The organism is Arachnia propionica, assembly GCF_003859805.1.
GTDB classification, from domain to species: domain Bacteria; phylum Actinomycetota; class Actinomycetes; order Propionibacteriales; family Propionibacteriaceae; genus Arachnia; species Arachnia propionica_C.
Map to the genome: position 1 here is coordinate 109,368 of NZ_RQZG01000004.1, position 14,667 is coordinate 124,034.

Sequence of the window (14,667 nt, forward strand, 5' to 3'; positions counted from 1 at the left end):
ATCACCTCACCCCGTCGCCTCGGAGGAGACATGACCACTGCTGCCCCAGCACCCACGAGACCGCCACGTTGGCGCAGGGCCGAACACCGGATCGCCTGGCTGTTCGTGCTGCCCGCCCTCGTGTTGTTCCTGTTGTTCCGGTTCGGGCCGAGCCTCGCCGGGATCTCCCTCAGCTTCCTGGACCACGAGATCGGGGGTGAGATCAGCTGGGAGGGGTTGAACAACTTCCAACGGCTGTTCTCCAGCCCGGTCTTCTGGCGGGCCCTGTCGGTCACCTTCGTCTACGTGGTCTTCTCCGTGCCCCTGGGACTGGTGCTGTCCACCCTGATGGCCCTCGGCGTGCGACGCGCCTTCACGGGGTCCCGTTTCTTCCGATCCATCTTCTTCCTGCCGGTCATCACCTCGCTGGTGCTGGCGGGGGCGGTGTTCAAGTGGATCTTCGCCACCGACGGTCCCTGGGCGAAGCTCATGGCCCCACTGGGACTGGGGGAGTCGTGGCTCGGCAATCCGGCACTGGTGATGCCGGCGATCATCGTGGTGGGCATCTGGTCCCGCTTCGGCTACGGCATGATGATCCTCATCGCCGCGCTTCAGGATGTGCCGCGGGAACTGGAGGAGGCCGCACTCATGGACGGGGCCGGGGCCTGGAACCGGTTCCGCCACGTGGTGCTCCCCACCATCAGACCCGCGCTGTTCTTCCTGGCCGTCATCGAGACCACCGCCGCGTTCCAGGTCTTCGACGCGATCTACGTGATGACCGGGGGCGGCCCCGCGTCGGCCAGCTACTCACTGGTGTTCATGCTCTACGACCAGACCATCAGGTACTCGAACTTCGGCATGGGGGCCGCCGTCGGGGTGGTGCTGCTGGTGCTGTCGCTGGTGGTGGCGGTGGTTCAGCATCTGGTCATCGGGAGGAAGTCATGAGTCGGTCCTATCGCGCCCTGGAGCCCAACCGGTTCGGGCTCGTCCTGAGATGGGTGGGGCTCAGCATCGCCGCTGTGATCTGTTTCTTCCCCTTCTACGCCATGGTGGTGCTGAGCCTCAGGCCGGGCACGGCCATCACGCTGCCGGAGTCACTGCTGCCCTTCGGGAACCTCTCAGGACAGTCCTACACCCAGGTGCTGGCCGGGGAGAACCTGTTGCGCTGGTTGGTCAACACCCTGGTCTACGCACTGGTCTCCGTCGTGGCGGTGCTGCTGTTCTCCGCGATGGCCGGGTACGCGTTCGCCAAGAAACGTTTCCCCGGTCGGGATGCGATCTTCTGGTCCTTCATCGCGATGGTGATGGTGCCGTTCCACGTGATCCTCACCCCCACGTTCATCCTCATCGCGTCGCTGGGTGGGGTGGGCACCTACTGGGGCCTGATCGTGCCCTCACTGGCCAACGCGCAGGCGGTGTTCCTGATGCGGCAGTTCATCCTGGGCCTGCCGGACGAGTTGTTCGAGGCCGCCCGGATCGACGGTTCGGGTGAGTTCCGGATCTTCTGGAGCATCGTCCTGCCGTTGTGCAAGCCGGTCCTGGCCACGCTCGGGATCTTCGTCTTCCTCTGGCACTGGAACGACTTCCTGTGGCCCCTGATCGTGGGTGGACGCAACGACATGTGGACCCTCACCGTCGGCATCGCGTCGCTGCAGGCGGAGAACGTGCCGCTCAGCACGAAGCTGGCGGGGTCAACGGTGGCCCTGGTGCCGATCATCCTGGCCTATCTCGTGGCACAACGTCACGTCTACGAAGGGGTCGCGATGAGCGGGATCAAGGGATGACGGCCCCGGTCGTCGTGGTCTCGGTCCCTCGGCAACTGTGCCTGGAGTTCTTCGACGAGGCGGCCCGGGGGAGGCTCGACGACGCAGCGGCACGGCTGGGCGGGAGGCTGGAGCGTGTCGATTCGCTCCGGGGGCTCCCGAAGGATGAGCTCCGGGTCCTCGTCACCGGCTGGGGGAGCGCCACCCTCGACGGGAGGCTGCTCGATGCGATGCCCCGGTTGGGACTGGTGGCCCACACCGGGGCCAGCGTTCGAGGGTACGTGACGCAGGAGGTCTTCGCCCGCGGCATCCGGGTCACCCAGGCGGGGCAGGCGATGGCACGCCCCGTCGCCGAGGTCTGCCTCACCTTCACCCTGATGCTGTTGCACCGCACCCACCGGATGGATCGTGCCCTCCACGCCGGGGGACCCTGGTACGACCCCGTACGGTTCGGTGAGCAGCACGAGCTGGCCGCTTCCAGGATCACCGTCGTCGGGGCCTCCCGTACCGGAAGGTCCTACCTGGCGATGCTCAGGGGGCTCGGAGCCGAACCCCTGCTGGTGGACCCGACCATCACCCCGGAGCAGGCGCAGGAGCTGGGGGCGGAGCTGGTGGGGCTGGAGGAGGGACTGCGTCGCGCCCGGGTCCTGGCCCTGCACGCACCCTCGCTGCCCGAGACCCGGCATCTCATCGGGGCCCGGGAGTTGGCCCTGCTGCCCGACGGGGCCGGGGTGGTCAACACGGCCCGCTCGTGGCTCGTCGATGAGGCGGCCCTGCTGGCCGAGGTCTCCTCCGGCAGGATCGATGCCGCCATCGACGTCTTCGACGAGGAACCGCTGCCGCTGGACAGCCCGTGGCGGGGCCTGCCGGGTGCCATTCTCACCCCGCACCGGGCCGCCGCGACGGTGGAGGGCAGGCTGAACCAGGGGCGGATCGTCGCCTCGGAGGTGAGTGCCTGGGCTGCGGCTGAGCCCCTGCAGCACGAGATCACGCTGGCCGCCTGGCGCGTCATGGCCTGAGTGCCGCGCCCCATCAACCACCCCACCGAACCAGGCCCCCTTTCTCGCACGAATCGCCGTTTCACTTTTTTGGCAGCGTTGACATCTCGAGAAAGCAACCCGCCAGTTCGTGCTTGCCCCGGTGGGCCGGGAAGAGGCCCGGTCCGGAAATGTCGTGGTCGCTGACCGTCGGAATCGACGGCCAGCGACCACGTCACCTGTCGGTCAGCGCGGCGCACCGGTCTTCGGCAGACCCGGACGGGGCACCGGGGCAACCGGAGTGCTCGGCCTGGCCGGAGCGCTCACCGAGGATGACGGCGAGGACGACGGCGAGGGAGCGGCCGAGGCCTGGCCCTGCGGCGCGGGACCGGACTTCGCCAGCAGGTAGCTGTGCCGGTAGATCTCGGGGCCCCGCGTGTAGTAGAGGAATTTGTCCTTGCCGATGACGGGGGAGCCGACCGGAAGTCGGACCGCCTCGTCGCTGCGGGTGGGGTCCTTGAGCTCGATCGGGACCGCGATCGGGAGGGGCTCGCCCTTCAGGTCCGACGAGAACGCGTACAGTGAGCCGCCGAAGACGCCGAACAGTTCGCCCTCGTGGTGCAGCAGCCAGGTGCGGTTGACCAGCTCGCCGCTGCCCTTCATCACGCGGGAGTTCGTCACGGTGAAGGAGGTGGGGTCGACGGTGAAGGCATGGCTCCCGGTCGCGCCGTGGAGCATACCGTTCTCGCCCCAGGTCAGGGCCGCGACCGCGCGCTGCCCCTTGCCGGGGAACGGGTTCATGATCCGGGTCACCACCCGCTTGGCCAGGTCGAACTCCACCAGGTGGGCCTCCTGCAGGCTCCCGTCGGGGTTCTTGGCGCGGTCGCTGTGGCCGCCTCGGATCGTCGTGCCGATGTAGAGCTTGCCGTCACGATGCGCCAGCGAGACCGGGGCCTGGTCCGCCAGCTCCGCAACCACCTGGCCCTCGGCGTTCTTGAGCTCCTTGAAGGGGTAGATGGCCGGTTTCCTGGTGACGGGGTCGGTCTCGATGGCCTTGGCCTTGGCATCGACGAGGGCCAGGGCACCGCCGAGGTGCCCGCTCTCGGGGACACTGCCCAGGGCGAACTGGTCCCCCGTGGTGTGGATCACGGCGTAGGGACGGTCCTGCTTGCTCGGCGTGCTCCACATCGACGGGGGCTTCTTCTCGTAGGTCGCCATGTCGCTCAGCGAGCGGAAGCTGATCCTGGCACCACCGTAGAGCCCGCTGACCAGGTGGTCACCGTGCGTGGCGATGCCCTCGATCTGCCCCACGGGGGCGTCGTGCAGGGTGTAGGTGGTGTCCTCGGCCCTGGTGGCCGGGGTCACCTGGAGCAGCTTGCTCGCGGCCATGTACCAGCCGCCGTGGATGTCGCCGCTCTCGGTGACCGTCAGTGTCCCGATCTCGCGACGCATGGGGATGACGAGGCCGCTGTGCATGGTGGACCTCGCCTCCCCGGCGCGGTGGATGCTGATCCGGCCGCCGTTCATCTCGGTGGAGACGAACAGGTCGTGGGTGACCCAGCTGGTGGCGGCGATGCGGCGCAACAGGGAGTTGTCGACGAGCAGGTCGGTGTGCTGCCCGGTGTCGGGGTCGTACTCCACCAGACGTGCCGACTGGCCCTCGAGCTTCTTCCAGTACGTCACCCTCCTCGGCTCATCGGGGCGGGGGATGACGTTGCTGGCCACCTTGTCCCAGAACTCGTGCTCTCCCGTGGCCAGGTTGAGGGCCGTGGTCCCGGAACCGTCGCTGTGTCCGACGTAGGCGATCCCGGAGTGGACCTCCAGGTAGGGGAGGTGCTCACCCTTCTTCGCGACGGCCTCCGGAAGTGCGATGACCTCCTTGGAGCCCGGCCTCGACAGGTCGAAGACGAACAGCCTGGGATTGACCGGGCCGACGGTGACGTACAGCTTGCCGTCGTCGTGATCGATGCTCCGGGCGTAGGTCTCCTCGGGGTCCACCGGATCGGCTCCCTCGAGGAGACCCCAGCCGACCCCGTCCTTGTAGGTCAGCACCGTGCCCGGGGTCTCCTTGTTGGAGGTGGCGATGTAGGCCGTACCGCTGTCGTCCAGGGCGATGTCCCAGACGAAGCTCATCTTCTTCTGCAGCTCCTCGGTGAAGCCGTCCTTGCCCACCTCTGACAGCATGGTGATCCGGTTGGCGCGTGGCTTGCCAGGATCGTAACGGTAGAGGTTGTTCGAGGCTCCGATGAGGACGCTGTTGTCGCTCATCCGGGCGAAGCCCCAGGGCTGGGCGTCCACGCCCTCGGAGGCCAGGATCTGCGGGGTGTCCACGGGTTTGGCGGTGTTCAGGTCGATGAGGTTCACCAGCCCGCCGGAGCCGCCGCTGACCATGACGGCGACGGGGGTACCGTCCGGCAGGAAGGTGGTGCCGTAGTTCGGCACGCTGGGTGGGGGCGGTGGGGTCATCGGCAGTTTCTCCTCCACCCCGGGCGCGGGTGGGTCCGCGTGGGCGGGGGAGACGACCCCGGACAGTGCCATGAGCACCGCCAGGATCGATCCGGTGAGGATCTTGGGACGTGGCATCTGCATGTCTGCACTCCTTCGTGTAGCCACCTTTAGCATAATTGAATGTGAATATCTTGTGAAGATCCTTGTTTCAAGGATTGATGATTTTGCTATCAAGATTGCGTAAAGAGGCTGGCCCGGGTCGCCCTGGCTCGTCCGTGTCGGGTGTGACCAAGGGGCTTCGGTAGGATTCCGGGATGCGAAGGCGTGGTTGGGTCAAGATCCTGATCGGTGGGTTGGCGGTGGTGCTGGCTCTCGTCGTCGGGGTGGCCCTGGGGGGTCTGGTGTGGGTGAACTCCTCCCTGCAGCGACTCCCGGTCTCGCTTCCCGGGAGCAAGGCGGTGTGGTTGGTCGTCGGGGTGGATGACCGGGCGGCCGCGGATGAGGAGATCCTCGAGGACACCGGCACCGGGGAGCCGGGGGCCAGGGCCGATGTGCTGCTGCTGGCCAGGGCTGAAGGCGGGACCCTGCGATTGCTGTCGGTGGATCGACGGGTCGTCGCGCTCGACGCGTCAGGCACGCCAGCCCGCCTGGGGGCCTCGTGGCTCGAGGGTCCGCAGCGAACGGTGGATCTGTTCTGTCAGGGCCTCGGGGTGGGGGTGGGGCACGTGGTCCAGGTGGACTTCGCCGGTCTCGTCGAGGTCGTCGACGCCCTGGGCGGGATCGAGATCCGGCTCGACCACGCGTTGCGGGACGGGCCCGCCCACCTGGAACTCGGTGCCGGGGTGCAGCGGGTCGACGGGCGGACCGCGCTGGCGCTGGTGCGGAGTCGGCAGGGTGAACTCCTGGTCGACGGGCAGTGGCAGCCGGAGACCCGGGGGGCCGAGGGACGGCAGCATCGGGCGGGAACGGTCCTGACCCAGGTGGTGCATGCGATGCGGCAGGCGGGACCGGGCCGCGCGTGGGAGGCGGCGGACGTCGCGAGAAGACGACTCGCGGTGGACCCCGGGACCGGGGTGCTGGACGTCCTGTCGCTGCGGGACCTCGAGCTGGTCCCGGAGGTGCTGGTGACCGAACCGGTCGCCGAGGAGGACCTCATGACCGGGATCGAGCCGGAGGGGCAGCAGCAGTTGGACGTCTTCCGGGACGGAAGCTGCTGATCGTCACGGGCGATGAGGGAAACGAGCCCCCGGGCTGTTAGGATCGACAGCGGCTTGGAAGTTCCTGTCCCCGATACGAGGAAACCCATGAAAACGAAGAAGATTCTTGCCACGTTGGCAGCAGCTGCACTGGTGATGGTGGGCGCACAGACCGCAGGTGCCGACGAGGGCACCAAGGCGACGACCCCCACCGTCACCATCGACGTGAAGGGTGGCAACCACCAGGGCGCAGAGCTCACCCAGGGCAAGCCGTTCATCGCCAAGACGGTGTGCTCGAGCGAACACAAGGGCTACCAGCTGCGGCTGGGCGACAAGGTGGTCGGAAGTGGCACCGTCGCCGAGGGTGCTGCCGGGGTGAAGGTCCTGGCAGCGGCCGAGCAGGTCGGCAAGCAGACCCTGACCGCGCTCTGCGTGAGCTACAACGGCTCGGATGCCACCGCGGCGCTGGACGTCACCATCAAGCCGACCCTCCTGTTCTTCGAGCCCACCTCGTGGCGCGCCGGTGACCAGATCACGATCACCGGGTACGGTTTCGAGCCGGGCGAGTCCGTGTCGTTGAACATGGTGCGTGACGCGGACGGCAAGTCCTACTGGAGTGCGGCGAACGTCGGCACCGCGGACGCCAACGGTGTCTTCACCCACAAGCTGGTGCTGAAGAGCGATGTCCCGCTGGGCAACTACACGCTGAGCGCCAAGGGTGAGAAGTCCAACCTCTCCCTGTCCCGGATGTTCTACTGGGGACGTCCTGACTCCGACTCCAAGGCACCGGGCAAGACCGCTCCCGCGCCGGGCGTCGGTGCCAGCAAGGGTGCCAAGAAGGTCGGCCTCCCCAGCACCGGGGCCTGACCCACATCACTGCATGACGGTGGGGTCGAGAGCGTGGTCTCTCGACCCCACCGTCATGTCCGGGACCGGTGTGTGCGGCGTCGTGTTTTGACCCTCCCGGTCTGCTGGAGTACCCTTGCCGGGTGCGTCCGCCTCACGCGGGCGCAGTGTGCGTGCCCTGGCATGACCGGTGGATCCTTGAGTTGCGAAGACGTCCATGGGTCGGTGCGGAGTTCGCACAGCAGCCGCTGACGACGCAGCCGGTACGGAAACGGTGACCCGGAAAGCACGACGACGGCGGCCGCGAGCCAGGGATACCCGTCCAAACTACGAAAGTGATGCCAACAGGTGCCAACAATTCAGCAGCTGGTCCGCAAGGGCCGCACCGACAAGGTCAGCAAGAACAAGACGCCCGCTCTCAAGGGCTCCCCGCAACGTCGTGGGGTGTGCACCCGTGTGTACACCACCACCCCGAAGAAGCCGAACTCCGCCCTGCGCAAGGTGGCGCGTGTGCGTCTGTCCTCCGGCATCGAGGTCACCGCCTACATCCCAGGTGTGGGCCACAACCTGCAGGAGCACTCGATGGTGCTCGTCCGTGGCGGTCGTGTGAAGGACCTGCCCGGTGTCCGTTACAAGATCGTCCGTGGCGCCCTTGACACCCAGGGTGTCAAGAACCGCAAGCAGGCCCGCAGCCGCTACGGCGCGAAGAAGGAGAAGTAATGCCTCGCAAGGGTCCCGCGCCGAAGCGCCCCATTCTCGTCGACCCGGTCTACGGCTCCCCACTGGTGAGCCAGCTGGTCAGCAAGATCCTGCTCGACGGCAAGAAGACCGTCGCCCAGTCGATCGTCTACAACGCCCTCGAGGGCACCCGCGCCAAGACCGGTCAGGACCCCGTCCAGACCCTCAAGCGCGCCCTCGACAACGTCAAGCCCTCCATCGAGGTCAAGTCCCGCCGCGTCGGTGGCGCCACCTACCAGGTGCCGATCGAGGTCAAGCCCGCTCGCCAGACCACGCTGGCCATGCGCTGGCTCGTCTCCTTCTCCCGCGCCCGTCGCGAGAAGACCATGACCGAGCGCCTCATGAACGAGATCCTGGACGCCTCCAACGGTCTCGGCGCCTCCGTCAAGCGTCGCGAGGACACCCACAAGATGGCCGAGGCCAACCGCGCCTTCGCCCACTACCGCTGGTGATCTCCCAGCCCCCGGGGCCTCCCCGGGGGCTGATCACCGTTTTCTCCCACAGACTTCAGCAAAGGACTGACAGTGGCCAAGATTGACCTGTCCAAGGTGCGCAACATCGGCATCATGGCGCACATCGACGCCGGAAAGACCACCACCACCGAGCGCATCCTCTTCTACACCGGCAAGTCCTACAAGATCGGCGAGGTCCACGAGGGTGGCGCGACGATGGACTGGATGGAGCAGGAGCAGGAACGCGGCATCACCATCACGTCGGCCGCCACCACCTGCTTCTGGCACGACACCCAGATCAACATCATCGACACCCCCGGGCACGTCGACTTCACCGTCGAGGTGGAGCGCTCCCTGCGTGTGCTCGACGGTGCCGTGGCCGTGTTCGACGGCGTGGCCGGTGTCGAGCCGCAGTCGCAGACCGTGTGGCGTCAGGCCTCCAAGTACGGCGTGCCGCGCATCTGCTACATCAACAAGCTCGACCGCACCGGTGCCTCCTTCGAGCACTGCGTCAAGACCATCCGGGAGCGGCTCAACGCCACCCCGGTGCTGCTGCAGCTGCCGATCGGGGCCGAGGCCAACTTCCGTGGTCAGGTCGACCTGGTCACCATGAAGGCCAACATCTGGCCCACCGAGGTGACCAAGCCGGACGTCAACGACTACGAGATCGCCGAGATCCCCGAGGACATGGTCGAGGCCGCTGAGCTGGCCCGTGCCGAGATGCTCGAGACCATCGCGGAGCACGACGACGAGTTCATGGAGCTGTGGCTCGAGGATCCCGAGTCGATCACCGTCGAGCAGATCAAGGCTGCGATCCGTCGTGGCGTGCTGGCCAACGCCTTCACCGCTGTGGTCTGCGGCACGTCGTTCAAGAACAAGGGTGTCCAGCCGGTGCTCAACGCCGTGGTGGACTACCTGCCCTCCCCGCTCGACGTGCCGGCCATCGACGGCTTCAAGCCGGGGGACGAGTCCGTCCACCTCGAGCGCAAACCGTCGGAGGACGAGCCGCTGTCGATCCTGGCCTTCAAGATCGCCGCAGACCCGCACCTGGGCAAGCTGACCTTCATCCGTGTCTACTCCGGCGTGCTGCAGGCGGGCTCCCAGGTCCTCAACGCCACCAAGGGCAAGAAGGAGCGCATCGGCAAGATCTACCAGATGCACGCCAACAAGCGTGAGGAGATCGAGTCGATCGGTGCGGGCATGATCTGCGCCGTCATGGGGCTCAAGGACACCACCACCGGTGAGACCCTGTGTGATCCTGCCCACCCGATCATCCTCGAGTCGATGGAGTTCCCGAACCCCGTCATCGAGCAGGCCATCGAGCCGAAGTCGAAGTCGGACCAGGAGAAGCTCTCGGTCGCCATCCAGCGACTCGCCGAGGAGGACCCGACCTTCCGCGTCCACACCGACGAGGAGACCGGCCAGACCATCATCGCCGGGATGGGCGAGCTCCACCTCGAGGTCCTCATCGACCGCATGAAGCGTGAGTTCAAGGTCGAGGCCAACATCGGCAAGCCGCAGGTGGCCTACCGCGAGACCCTGCGCCGCAAGGTGGAGAAGGTCGAGTACACCCACAAGAAGCAGTCCGGTGGTTCCGGCCAGTTCGGCCGCGTCATCATCGATCTCGAGCCCACCGAGCCCGGTTCCGGTTACGAGTTCGTCAACGCCGTCACCGGTGGCCGCATCCCGAAGGAGTACATCCCGGCCGTCGATGCGGGCATCAAGGACGCCATGCAGTTCGGTGTGCTCGCCGGTTACCCGGTCGAGGACATCAAGGTCACCCTCACCGACGGTGCCTACCACGATGTCGACTCCTCCGAGCTCGCCTTCAAGCTGGCTGGTTCCATGGCCTTCAAGGAGGCCGCGAAGAAGGCCGACCCGGCCATCCTGGAGCCGATGATGGCGGTCGAGGTGACCACGCCCGAGGACTACCTCGGCACCGTGATCGGTGACCTCAACGCACGTCGTGGGCACGTGCAGTCGATGGACGAGCAGCACGGCAACCGCATCGTGCGGGCGCTGGTGCCGCTGTCGGAGATGTTCGGCTACGTCGGTGACCTGCGCTCGAAGACCTCAGGCCAGGCCTCCTACTCGATGGAGTTCCACTCCTACGCCGAGACCCCGAAGAACGTCTCGGACGAGATCGTGGCCAAGGCCCGCGGCGGCGAGTGATCCGCTGAGCACCAGAAGGCCCGGCCCCCGGTGGGGGGTCGGGCCTTCGCCGTTCAGCGGAGCGTGGTGTCGGGGACGGCCCACTGCTCCAGGTTGCGACGGATCGGTGGTGGGGCCTTGAGCCCGACCTCGGCCAGCGTGGCCAGGACGAGGTCCGCCAAGGGCGCGGTGCGGGGATCCTCGGCCCGGTGCAGGTCCTCACACTGTGCGGCGAGGTTCTCCAGCGCCTCCTCGACGCCGTGACGCATCGCCTGAAGCCACCAGCGTTCCGCCTCCTCGGCCCGGCCCTCCCGGTCGGCGAGTTGGCCGAGGTTGTACATCGCGTCCGCGTCGCCGTCCCGGGCTGCGGAGTCCCACCACGTCGTGGCCCGCTCGAACGCCCCCTGCTCGGCCAGCAGCGCGCCGGCGTTGACCTTCGCCTCCAGGTGGCCCGCGGTGGCCGCCTGCTCGTACCAGGCCAGGGCGGCCTCGGGGTCGTCGTCCTCCAGCATCGAGCCCAGGTTGAAGGCAGCCTCAGACTCACCCGCCTCTGCTGCGCGTCGCCACCACGACATCGCCTCGTCCTCGAGGTCGGTCTCGTCGTGGAGCCGGTTCGCCAGCTCGAGCATGGCGGCGGAGTCCCCGGACTCGGCCCGGGAGCGCAGCTGCGTGACCAAGGTGTGGGGGTTCATGGTCCAAGGGTAGTCCGACAAGGGCCGGGAGTAGGGTGGTGGCATGAAGATCGGCATCACCAGTGACCATGCTGCCCATGACCTCCGGGTCGACCTCATCCCTCGCCTGCGTGACCTCGGGTACGACATCGTCGATCGCGGCCCGGCGACGGCGGAACGCACCGACTACGCGGCGTGGGGTGCCGGCCTCGCGCAGCAGGTGGCGGCGGGGGAGTTCGATCTCGGGATCGCGATCTGCGGCTCCGGGATCGGGATCTCGATCGCCTGCAACAAGGTGAGGGGCATCCGGGCCGCCTGCGTGTCCGAGAGCTACTCGGCACGCATGTCCCGTGCCCACAACAACGCGAACATCCTCTGCTTCGGGGCACGTGTCGTCGGCCCCGACGTCGCACTGGACCTGTGTCGGGAGTTCCTCACCACCCAGTTCCAGGGCGGCCGTCACACCGGACGCGTGGCCCAGCTGGGGCAGCTCGACGAGGGGGACACCTCGTTCATCCAGGACGTCTGCTGACCCCGTCACGGCCGAGTGCGTGAAGGACACGCACCCGGAGTTTGACTTAGCGGGAGGTCCCGATAGCATTACTTCGGTATGCGCCCGGGAAACACTCCTGAGCGTCGGACCCCTGGTGTACCACTGCGCAGGGGTGCACCAGAAACAGGCCACGCACGGTGCGTGGTGAGACCCAGAAGGAGCCCTTAAGTGGCAAAGGCCAAGTTTGAGCGGACTAAGCCGCACTGCAACATCGGCACCATTGGACACGTCGACCACGGCAAGACCACTCTGACCGCGGCGATCACCAAGGTGCTCCACGACAAGTACCCGGAGCTGAACGAGCTGTCGCCGTTCGACAGCATCGACAAGGCTCCCGAGGAGCGTCAGCGCGGTATCACCATCTCCATCGCGCACGTCGAGTACCAGACCGAGAAGCGTCACTACGCCCACGTCGACTGCCCCGGTCACGCCGACTACGTGAAGAACATGATCACCGGTGCTGCCCAGATGGACGGCGCCATCCTCGTCGTGGCCGCCACCGACGGCCCGATGGCGCAGACCCACGAGCACATCCTCCTGGCCCGCCAGGTCGGCGTGCCGGCCATCGTCGTCGCCCTCAACAAGTGCGACATGATCGCCGAGGAGGACGCCGACCTGATCGACCTCGTCGAGATGGAGCTCCGCGAGATCCTCTCCGCCCAGGAGTTCGACGGCGACAACCTGCCGATCGTCCGCATCGCCGCCTACCCGGCGCTGAACGGCGACGAGAAGTGGGCCAACTCCATCCTCGAGCTCATGGACGCCGTGGACGAGTACATCCCGCAGCCGGAGCGTGACACCGACAAGCCGTTCCTCATGCCCGTCGAGGACGTCTTCACGATCACCGGTCGTGGCACCGTCATCACCGGTCGTATCGAGCGCGGCATCGTCAAGACCGGCGACACCGTCGACATCGTCGGCATCCGCGACGAGAAGCAGACCACCACCGTCACCGGTGTCGAGATGTTCCGCAAGATCCTCGACGAGGGTCGCGCCGGTGAGAACGTCGGCCTGCTGCTGCGTGGCACGAAGAAGGAGGACGTGGAGCGCGGCATGGTCGTGATCAAGCCCGGTTCCACCACCCCGCACACCGACTTCGAGGCCACCGTCTACGTGCTCAACAAGGAGGAGGGTGGCCGTCACAAGCCGTTCTTCTCCAACTACTCCCCGCAGTTCTACTTCCGCACCACCGACGTCACCGGTGTGGTCCAGCTGCCGGAGGGCACCGACATGGTCATGCCCGGTGACAACACCGAGATGACCGTTCACCTCAACAAGCCCATCGCCATGGAGGAGAACCTCAAGTTCGCCATCCGTGAGGGCGGCCGCACCGTCGGCGCCGGCAAGGTCGTGAAGATCCTCAAGTGATCTGAGCAGTCATGTGGAGGGGCCCGCACCAGGAGGTGCGGGCCCCTCTGCTGTGCTCCGTGCCACGACCTGCGATCGGTTCGACCATCGAAACCGGACCGGGCCACGAATCGTCGGGAAGAGACGCTGGGACGGTCGCGACACGACCGAGGGTCTGTCGTCCTTCACCTGCGTTTCGTCCCCGGGAAGGTGCCCTTCAGGACGGTCCACGCTGGTGGATGCCTGCGCCGCACCGAGGCGGTGACCGGGAGAGCCGGGCTCACAGCTCTCAGCTGAGACTGCGACGGAGGGCCTTCAACCAGCTGTGACGCCCCGTCTCCTCCTCCTGCGGGACCGGAGGGCCGTCCTTGGTGGGAGGCAGCACCTGGGTCTCGGTGAGGTCCGCCTGCTCGGCCTCCCACTCGGCTCGGGTCTGCTCCAGGAAGTCCCGGCGCACGTCCTGCGACGGGGCCGTCGTGGTCTCCGGCTCCAACCGGGTGCGGGGCAGGGCGTAGACCGCCTCGGACTGCAGCCAGTGGATCAGCCGCTCCCGGACGTGGCAGCGGAGGTCCCACAGCTTGTCCGCCGCGCTGGCGGAGACCACGGCGCGCAGCCGAACCGTCCCGCCGACGGCATTGGTCACCTGCAGCTGGCACTCCCGCCCGTCCCACAGCGGGCTGGCCTGGAGGATGCGCTGCAGCTCGATCCGCATCGCCTCGACGGGGGCGAGCCAGTCCAGGTCGAACTCCACGACCCCGAGCAGCTTCGGCTCCAGTCTGGTCCAGTTCTCGAAGGTCTGACTGGTGAACAGTGTCGACGGCATGATCCAGCGACGCTCATCCCAGCTCTTGATGACCACGTAGGTCAACGTGATCTCCTCGACCTTTCCCTGGTTGCCGTCGGCCACGACGATGTCACCGACCCGCAGCGCATCGGTCATTGCGATCTGGATGCCGGCGAAGACATTGGTCAGCGACGACTGGGCGGCCAGACCCACGACCAGGGAGAGCACACCGGCCGAGGCCAGCACGGAGGCCCCGATGGCCCGGAACTGGTCGAAGGTCAGCAGGGAGGCAGCACACGCTCCGAGCCACACCACACCGACCCCGACACGGGAGATCACCTGCATCTGGGTGCGTACCCGTCGGAAGTGGGTGGTCTCCACGGCATCGCTGTTGCGGGCGATGATCCCGTCCTGGATGGTGCCGATCACCCCGGAGAGCACGGAGGCGGTGGCGAGGATCATGACGATGAGGAAACCGTGCATGAAGTACGGCCGCCAGCCAGGGGACGGCTGGAACGGCAGCGGACCCGTCGCCACGGCGATGCCGAGACCGGTGCCGAGCAGCAGCAGGAAGACCCGTTGCGGGGTCTTGAGGTTCCTGCTCAGGTAGCTCAGACGGTCGTTGCGTCGCACGAGACGGCCCATCACCACCGAGATGACGATGGAGGCCACGGCCCCGATCAGGAACCCGGCGATGGCGTGGCCGACGACCGAGAGCAGATCCAGCGCCACCTCGGCGGGGGAGTCGTCCTGTGGCCACAT

At 67.1% G+C, this 14,667-nt stretch carries 13 protein-coding genes; 10 read left to right on the top strand and 3 right to left on the bottom strand.

Annotated features, from left to right (window positions below; all coding sequences use genetic code 11):
- Positions 1 to 30: 30 nt before the first annotated feature.
- Genes EII34_RS04840 through EII34_RS04850 form a run of 3 tightly spaced genes read left to right on the top strand, consistent with a single transcriptional unit; the run spans position 31 to position 2,761 of the window.
- Complete coding sequence (locus tag EII34_RS04840; protein WP_124843498.1) at positions 31 to 924, top strand: carbohydrate ABC transporter permease; 894 nt, start codon at positions 31 to 33, stop codon at positions 922 to 924.
- Entirely contained in the window at positions 921 to 1,763 is an 843-nt protein-coding gene (locus EII34_RS04845) for a carbohydrate ABC transporter permease (protein ID WP_124843500.1), read from the top strand. Before EII34_RS04840 ends, EII34_RS04845 begins: the two co-directional genes overlap by 4 nt.
- Entirely contained in the window at positions 1,760 to 2,761 is a 1,002-nt protein-coding gene (locus EII34_RS04850; RefSeq protein ID WP_124843502.1) for a hydroxyacid dehydrogenase, read from the top strand. Before EII34_RS04845 ends, EII34_RS04850 begins: the two co-directional genes overlap by 4 nt.
- Before the next feature lie 204 nt (positions 2,762 to 2,965).
- Here EII34_RS04850 and EII34_RS04855 read toward each other — a convergent pair whose 3' ends face one another.
- The gene (locus EII34_RS04855) at positions 2,966 to 5,308 is read right to left on the bottom strand and encodes a hypothetical protein (RefSeq protein WP_124843504.1); all 2,343 of its coding nucleotides are present in this window, start codon (positions 5,306 to 5,308) and stop codon (positions 2,966 to 2,968) included.
- A gap of 173 nt (positions 5,309 to 5,481) precedes the next feature.
- On the opposite strand from EII34_RS04855, the gene EII34_RS04860 reads away from it, so the two are divergent.
- The 5 genes from EII34_RS04860 (at position 5,482) to fusA (ending at position 10,571) form a co-directional block, all read left to right on the top strand.
- On the top strand, positions 5,482 to 6,384 hold the full coding sequence (locus EII34_RS04860; protein WP_124843506.1) for an LCP family protein: 903 nt from the start codon (positions 5,482 to 5,484) through the stop codon (positions 6,382 to 6,384).
- 87 nt (positions 6,385 to 6,471) lie between these two features.
- A complete protein-coding gene (locus EII34_RS04865; RefSeq protein ID WP_124843508.1) occupies positions 6,472 to 7,230 on the top strand; it encodes a hypothetical protein in 759 nt (252 codons plus the stop codon).
- A gap of 327 nt (positions 7,231 to 7,557) precedes the next feature.
- On the top strand, positions 7,558 to 7,929 hold the full coding sequence (gene rpsL / locus EII34_RS04870) for a 30S ribosomal protein S12 (protein WP_124843510.1): 372 nt from the start codon (positions 7,558 to 7,560) through the stop codon (positions 7,927 to 7,929).
- A complete protein-coding gene (gene rpsG / locus EII34_RS04875; RefSeq protein WP_124843512.1) occupies positions 7,929 to 8,399 on the top strand; it encodes a 30S ribosomal protein S7 in 471 nt (156 codons plus the stop codon). Before rpsL ends, rpsG begins: the two co-directional genes overlap by 1 nt.
- A gap of 72 nt (positions 8,400 to 8,471) precedes the next feature.
- Positions 8,472 to 10,571: an elongation factor G gene (fusA, locus tag EII34_RS04880; RefSeq protein WP_124843514.1), complete on the top strand. Its 2,100-nt coding sequence runs from the start codon at positions 8,472 to 8,474 to the stop codon at positions 10,569 to 10,571.
- A gap of 53 nt (positions 10,572 to 10,624) precedes the next feature.
- On the opposite strand, the gene EII34_RS04885 is transcribed toward fusA, so the two are convergent.
- Complete coding sequence (locus EII34_RS04885; protein WP_185711181.1) at positions 10,625 to 11,242, bottom strand: tetratricopeptide repeat protein; 618 nt, start codon at positions 11,240 to 11,242, stop codon at positions 10,625 to 10,627.
- A 43-nt stretch (positions 11,243 to 11,285) separates the two neighbouring features.
- Between EII34_RS04885 and rpiB the strand changes: the two genes are divergently transcribed.
- Entirely contained in the window at positions 11,286 to 11,753 is a 468-nt protein-coding gene (gene rpiB / locus EII34_RS04890; protein WP_124843518.1) for a ribose 5-phosphate isomerase B, read from the top strand.
- A gap of 189 nt (positions 11,754 to 11,942) precedes the next feature.
- Positions 11,943 to 13,142 carry an elongation factor Tu gene (gene tuf / locus EII34_RS04895; RefSeq protein ID WP_124843520.1) on the top strand — a complete coding sequence of 400 codons (1,200 nt, stop codon included), beginning with the start codon at positions 11,943 to 11,945 and terminating at the stop codon, positions 13,140 to 13,142.
- A 268-nt stretch (positions 13,143 to 13,410) separates the two neighbouring features.
- Here the strand turns inward: tuf and EII34_RS04900 are convergent, their stop codons facing one another.
- Complete coding sequence (locus EII34_RS04900) at positions 13,411 to 14,667, bottom strand: mechanosensitive ion channel family protein (protein WP_124843522.1); 1,257 nt, start codon at positions 14,665 to 14,667, stop codon at positions 13,411 to 13,413.

Coding starts and splice junctions, on each gene's coding strand:
- EII34_RS04840 (WP_124843498.1), top strand. CDS start 31: ATGACCACTGCTGCCCCAGCACCCACGAGACCGCCACGTTGGCGCAGG.
- EII34_RS04845 (WP_124843500.1), top strand. CDS start 921: ATGAGTCGGTCCTATCGCGCCCTGGAGCCCAACCGGTTCGGGCTCGTC.
- EII34_RS04850 (WP_124843502.1), top strand. CDS start 1,760: ATGACGGCCCCGGTCGTCGTGGTCTCGGTCCCTCGGCAACTGTGCCTG.
- EII34_RS04855 (WP_124843504.1), bottom strand. CDS start 5,308: ATGCAGATGCCACGTCCCAAGATCCTCACCGGATCGATCCTGGCGGTG.
- EII34_RS04860 (WP_124843506.1), top strand. CDS start 5,482: ATGCGAAGGCGTGGTTGGGTCAAGATCCTGATCGGTGGGTTGGCGGTG.
- EII34_RS04865 (WP_124843508.1), top strand. CDS start 6,472: ATGAAAACGAAGAAGATTCTTGCCACGTTGGCAGCAGCTGCACTGGTG.
- rpsG (WP_124843512.1), top strand. CDS start 7,929: ATGCCTCGCAAGGGTCCCGCGCCGAAGCGCCCCATTCTCGTCGACCCG.
- EII34_RS04885 (WP_185711181.1), bottom strand. CDS start 11,242: ATGAACCCCCACACCTTGGTCACGCAGCTGCGCTCCCGGGCCGAGTCC.
- rpiB (WP_124843518.1), top strand. CDS start 11,286: ATGAAGATCGGCATCACCAGTGACCATGCTGCCCATGACCTCCGGGTC.
- EII34_RS04900 (WP_124843522.1), bottom strand. CDS start 14,667: ATGTGGCCACAGGACGACTCCCCCGCCGAGGTGGCGCTGGATCTGCTC.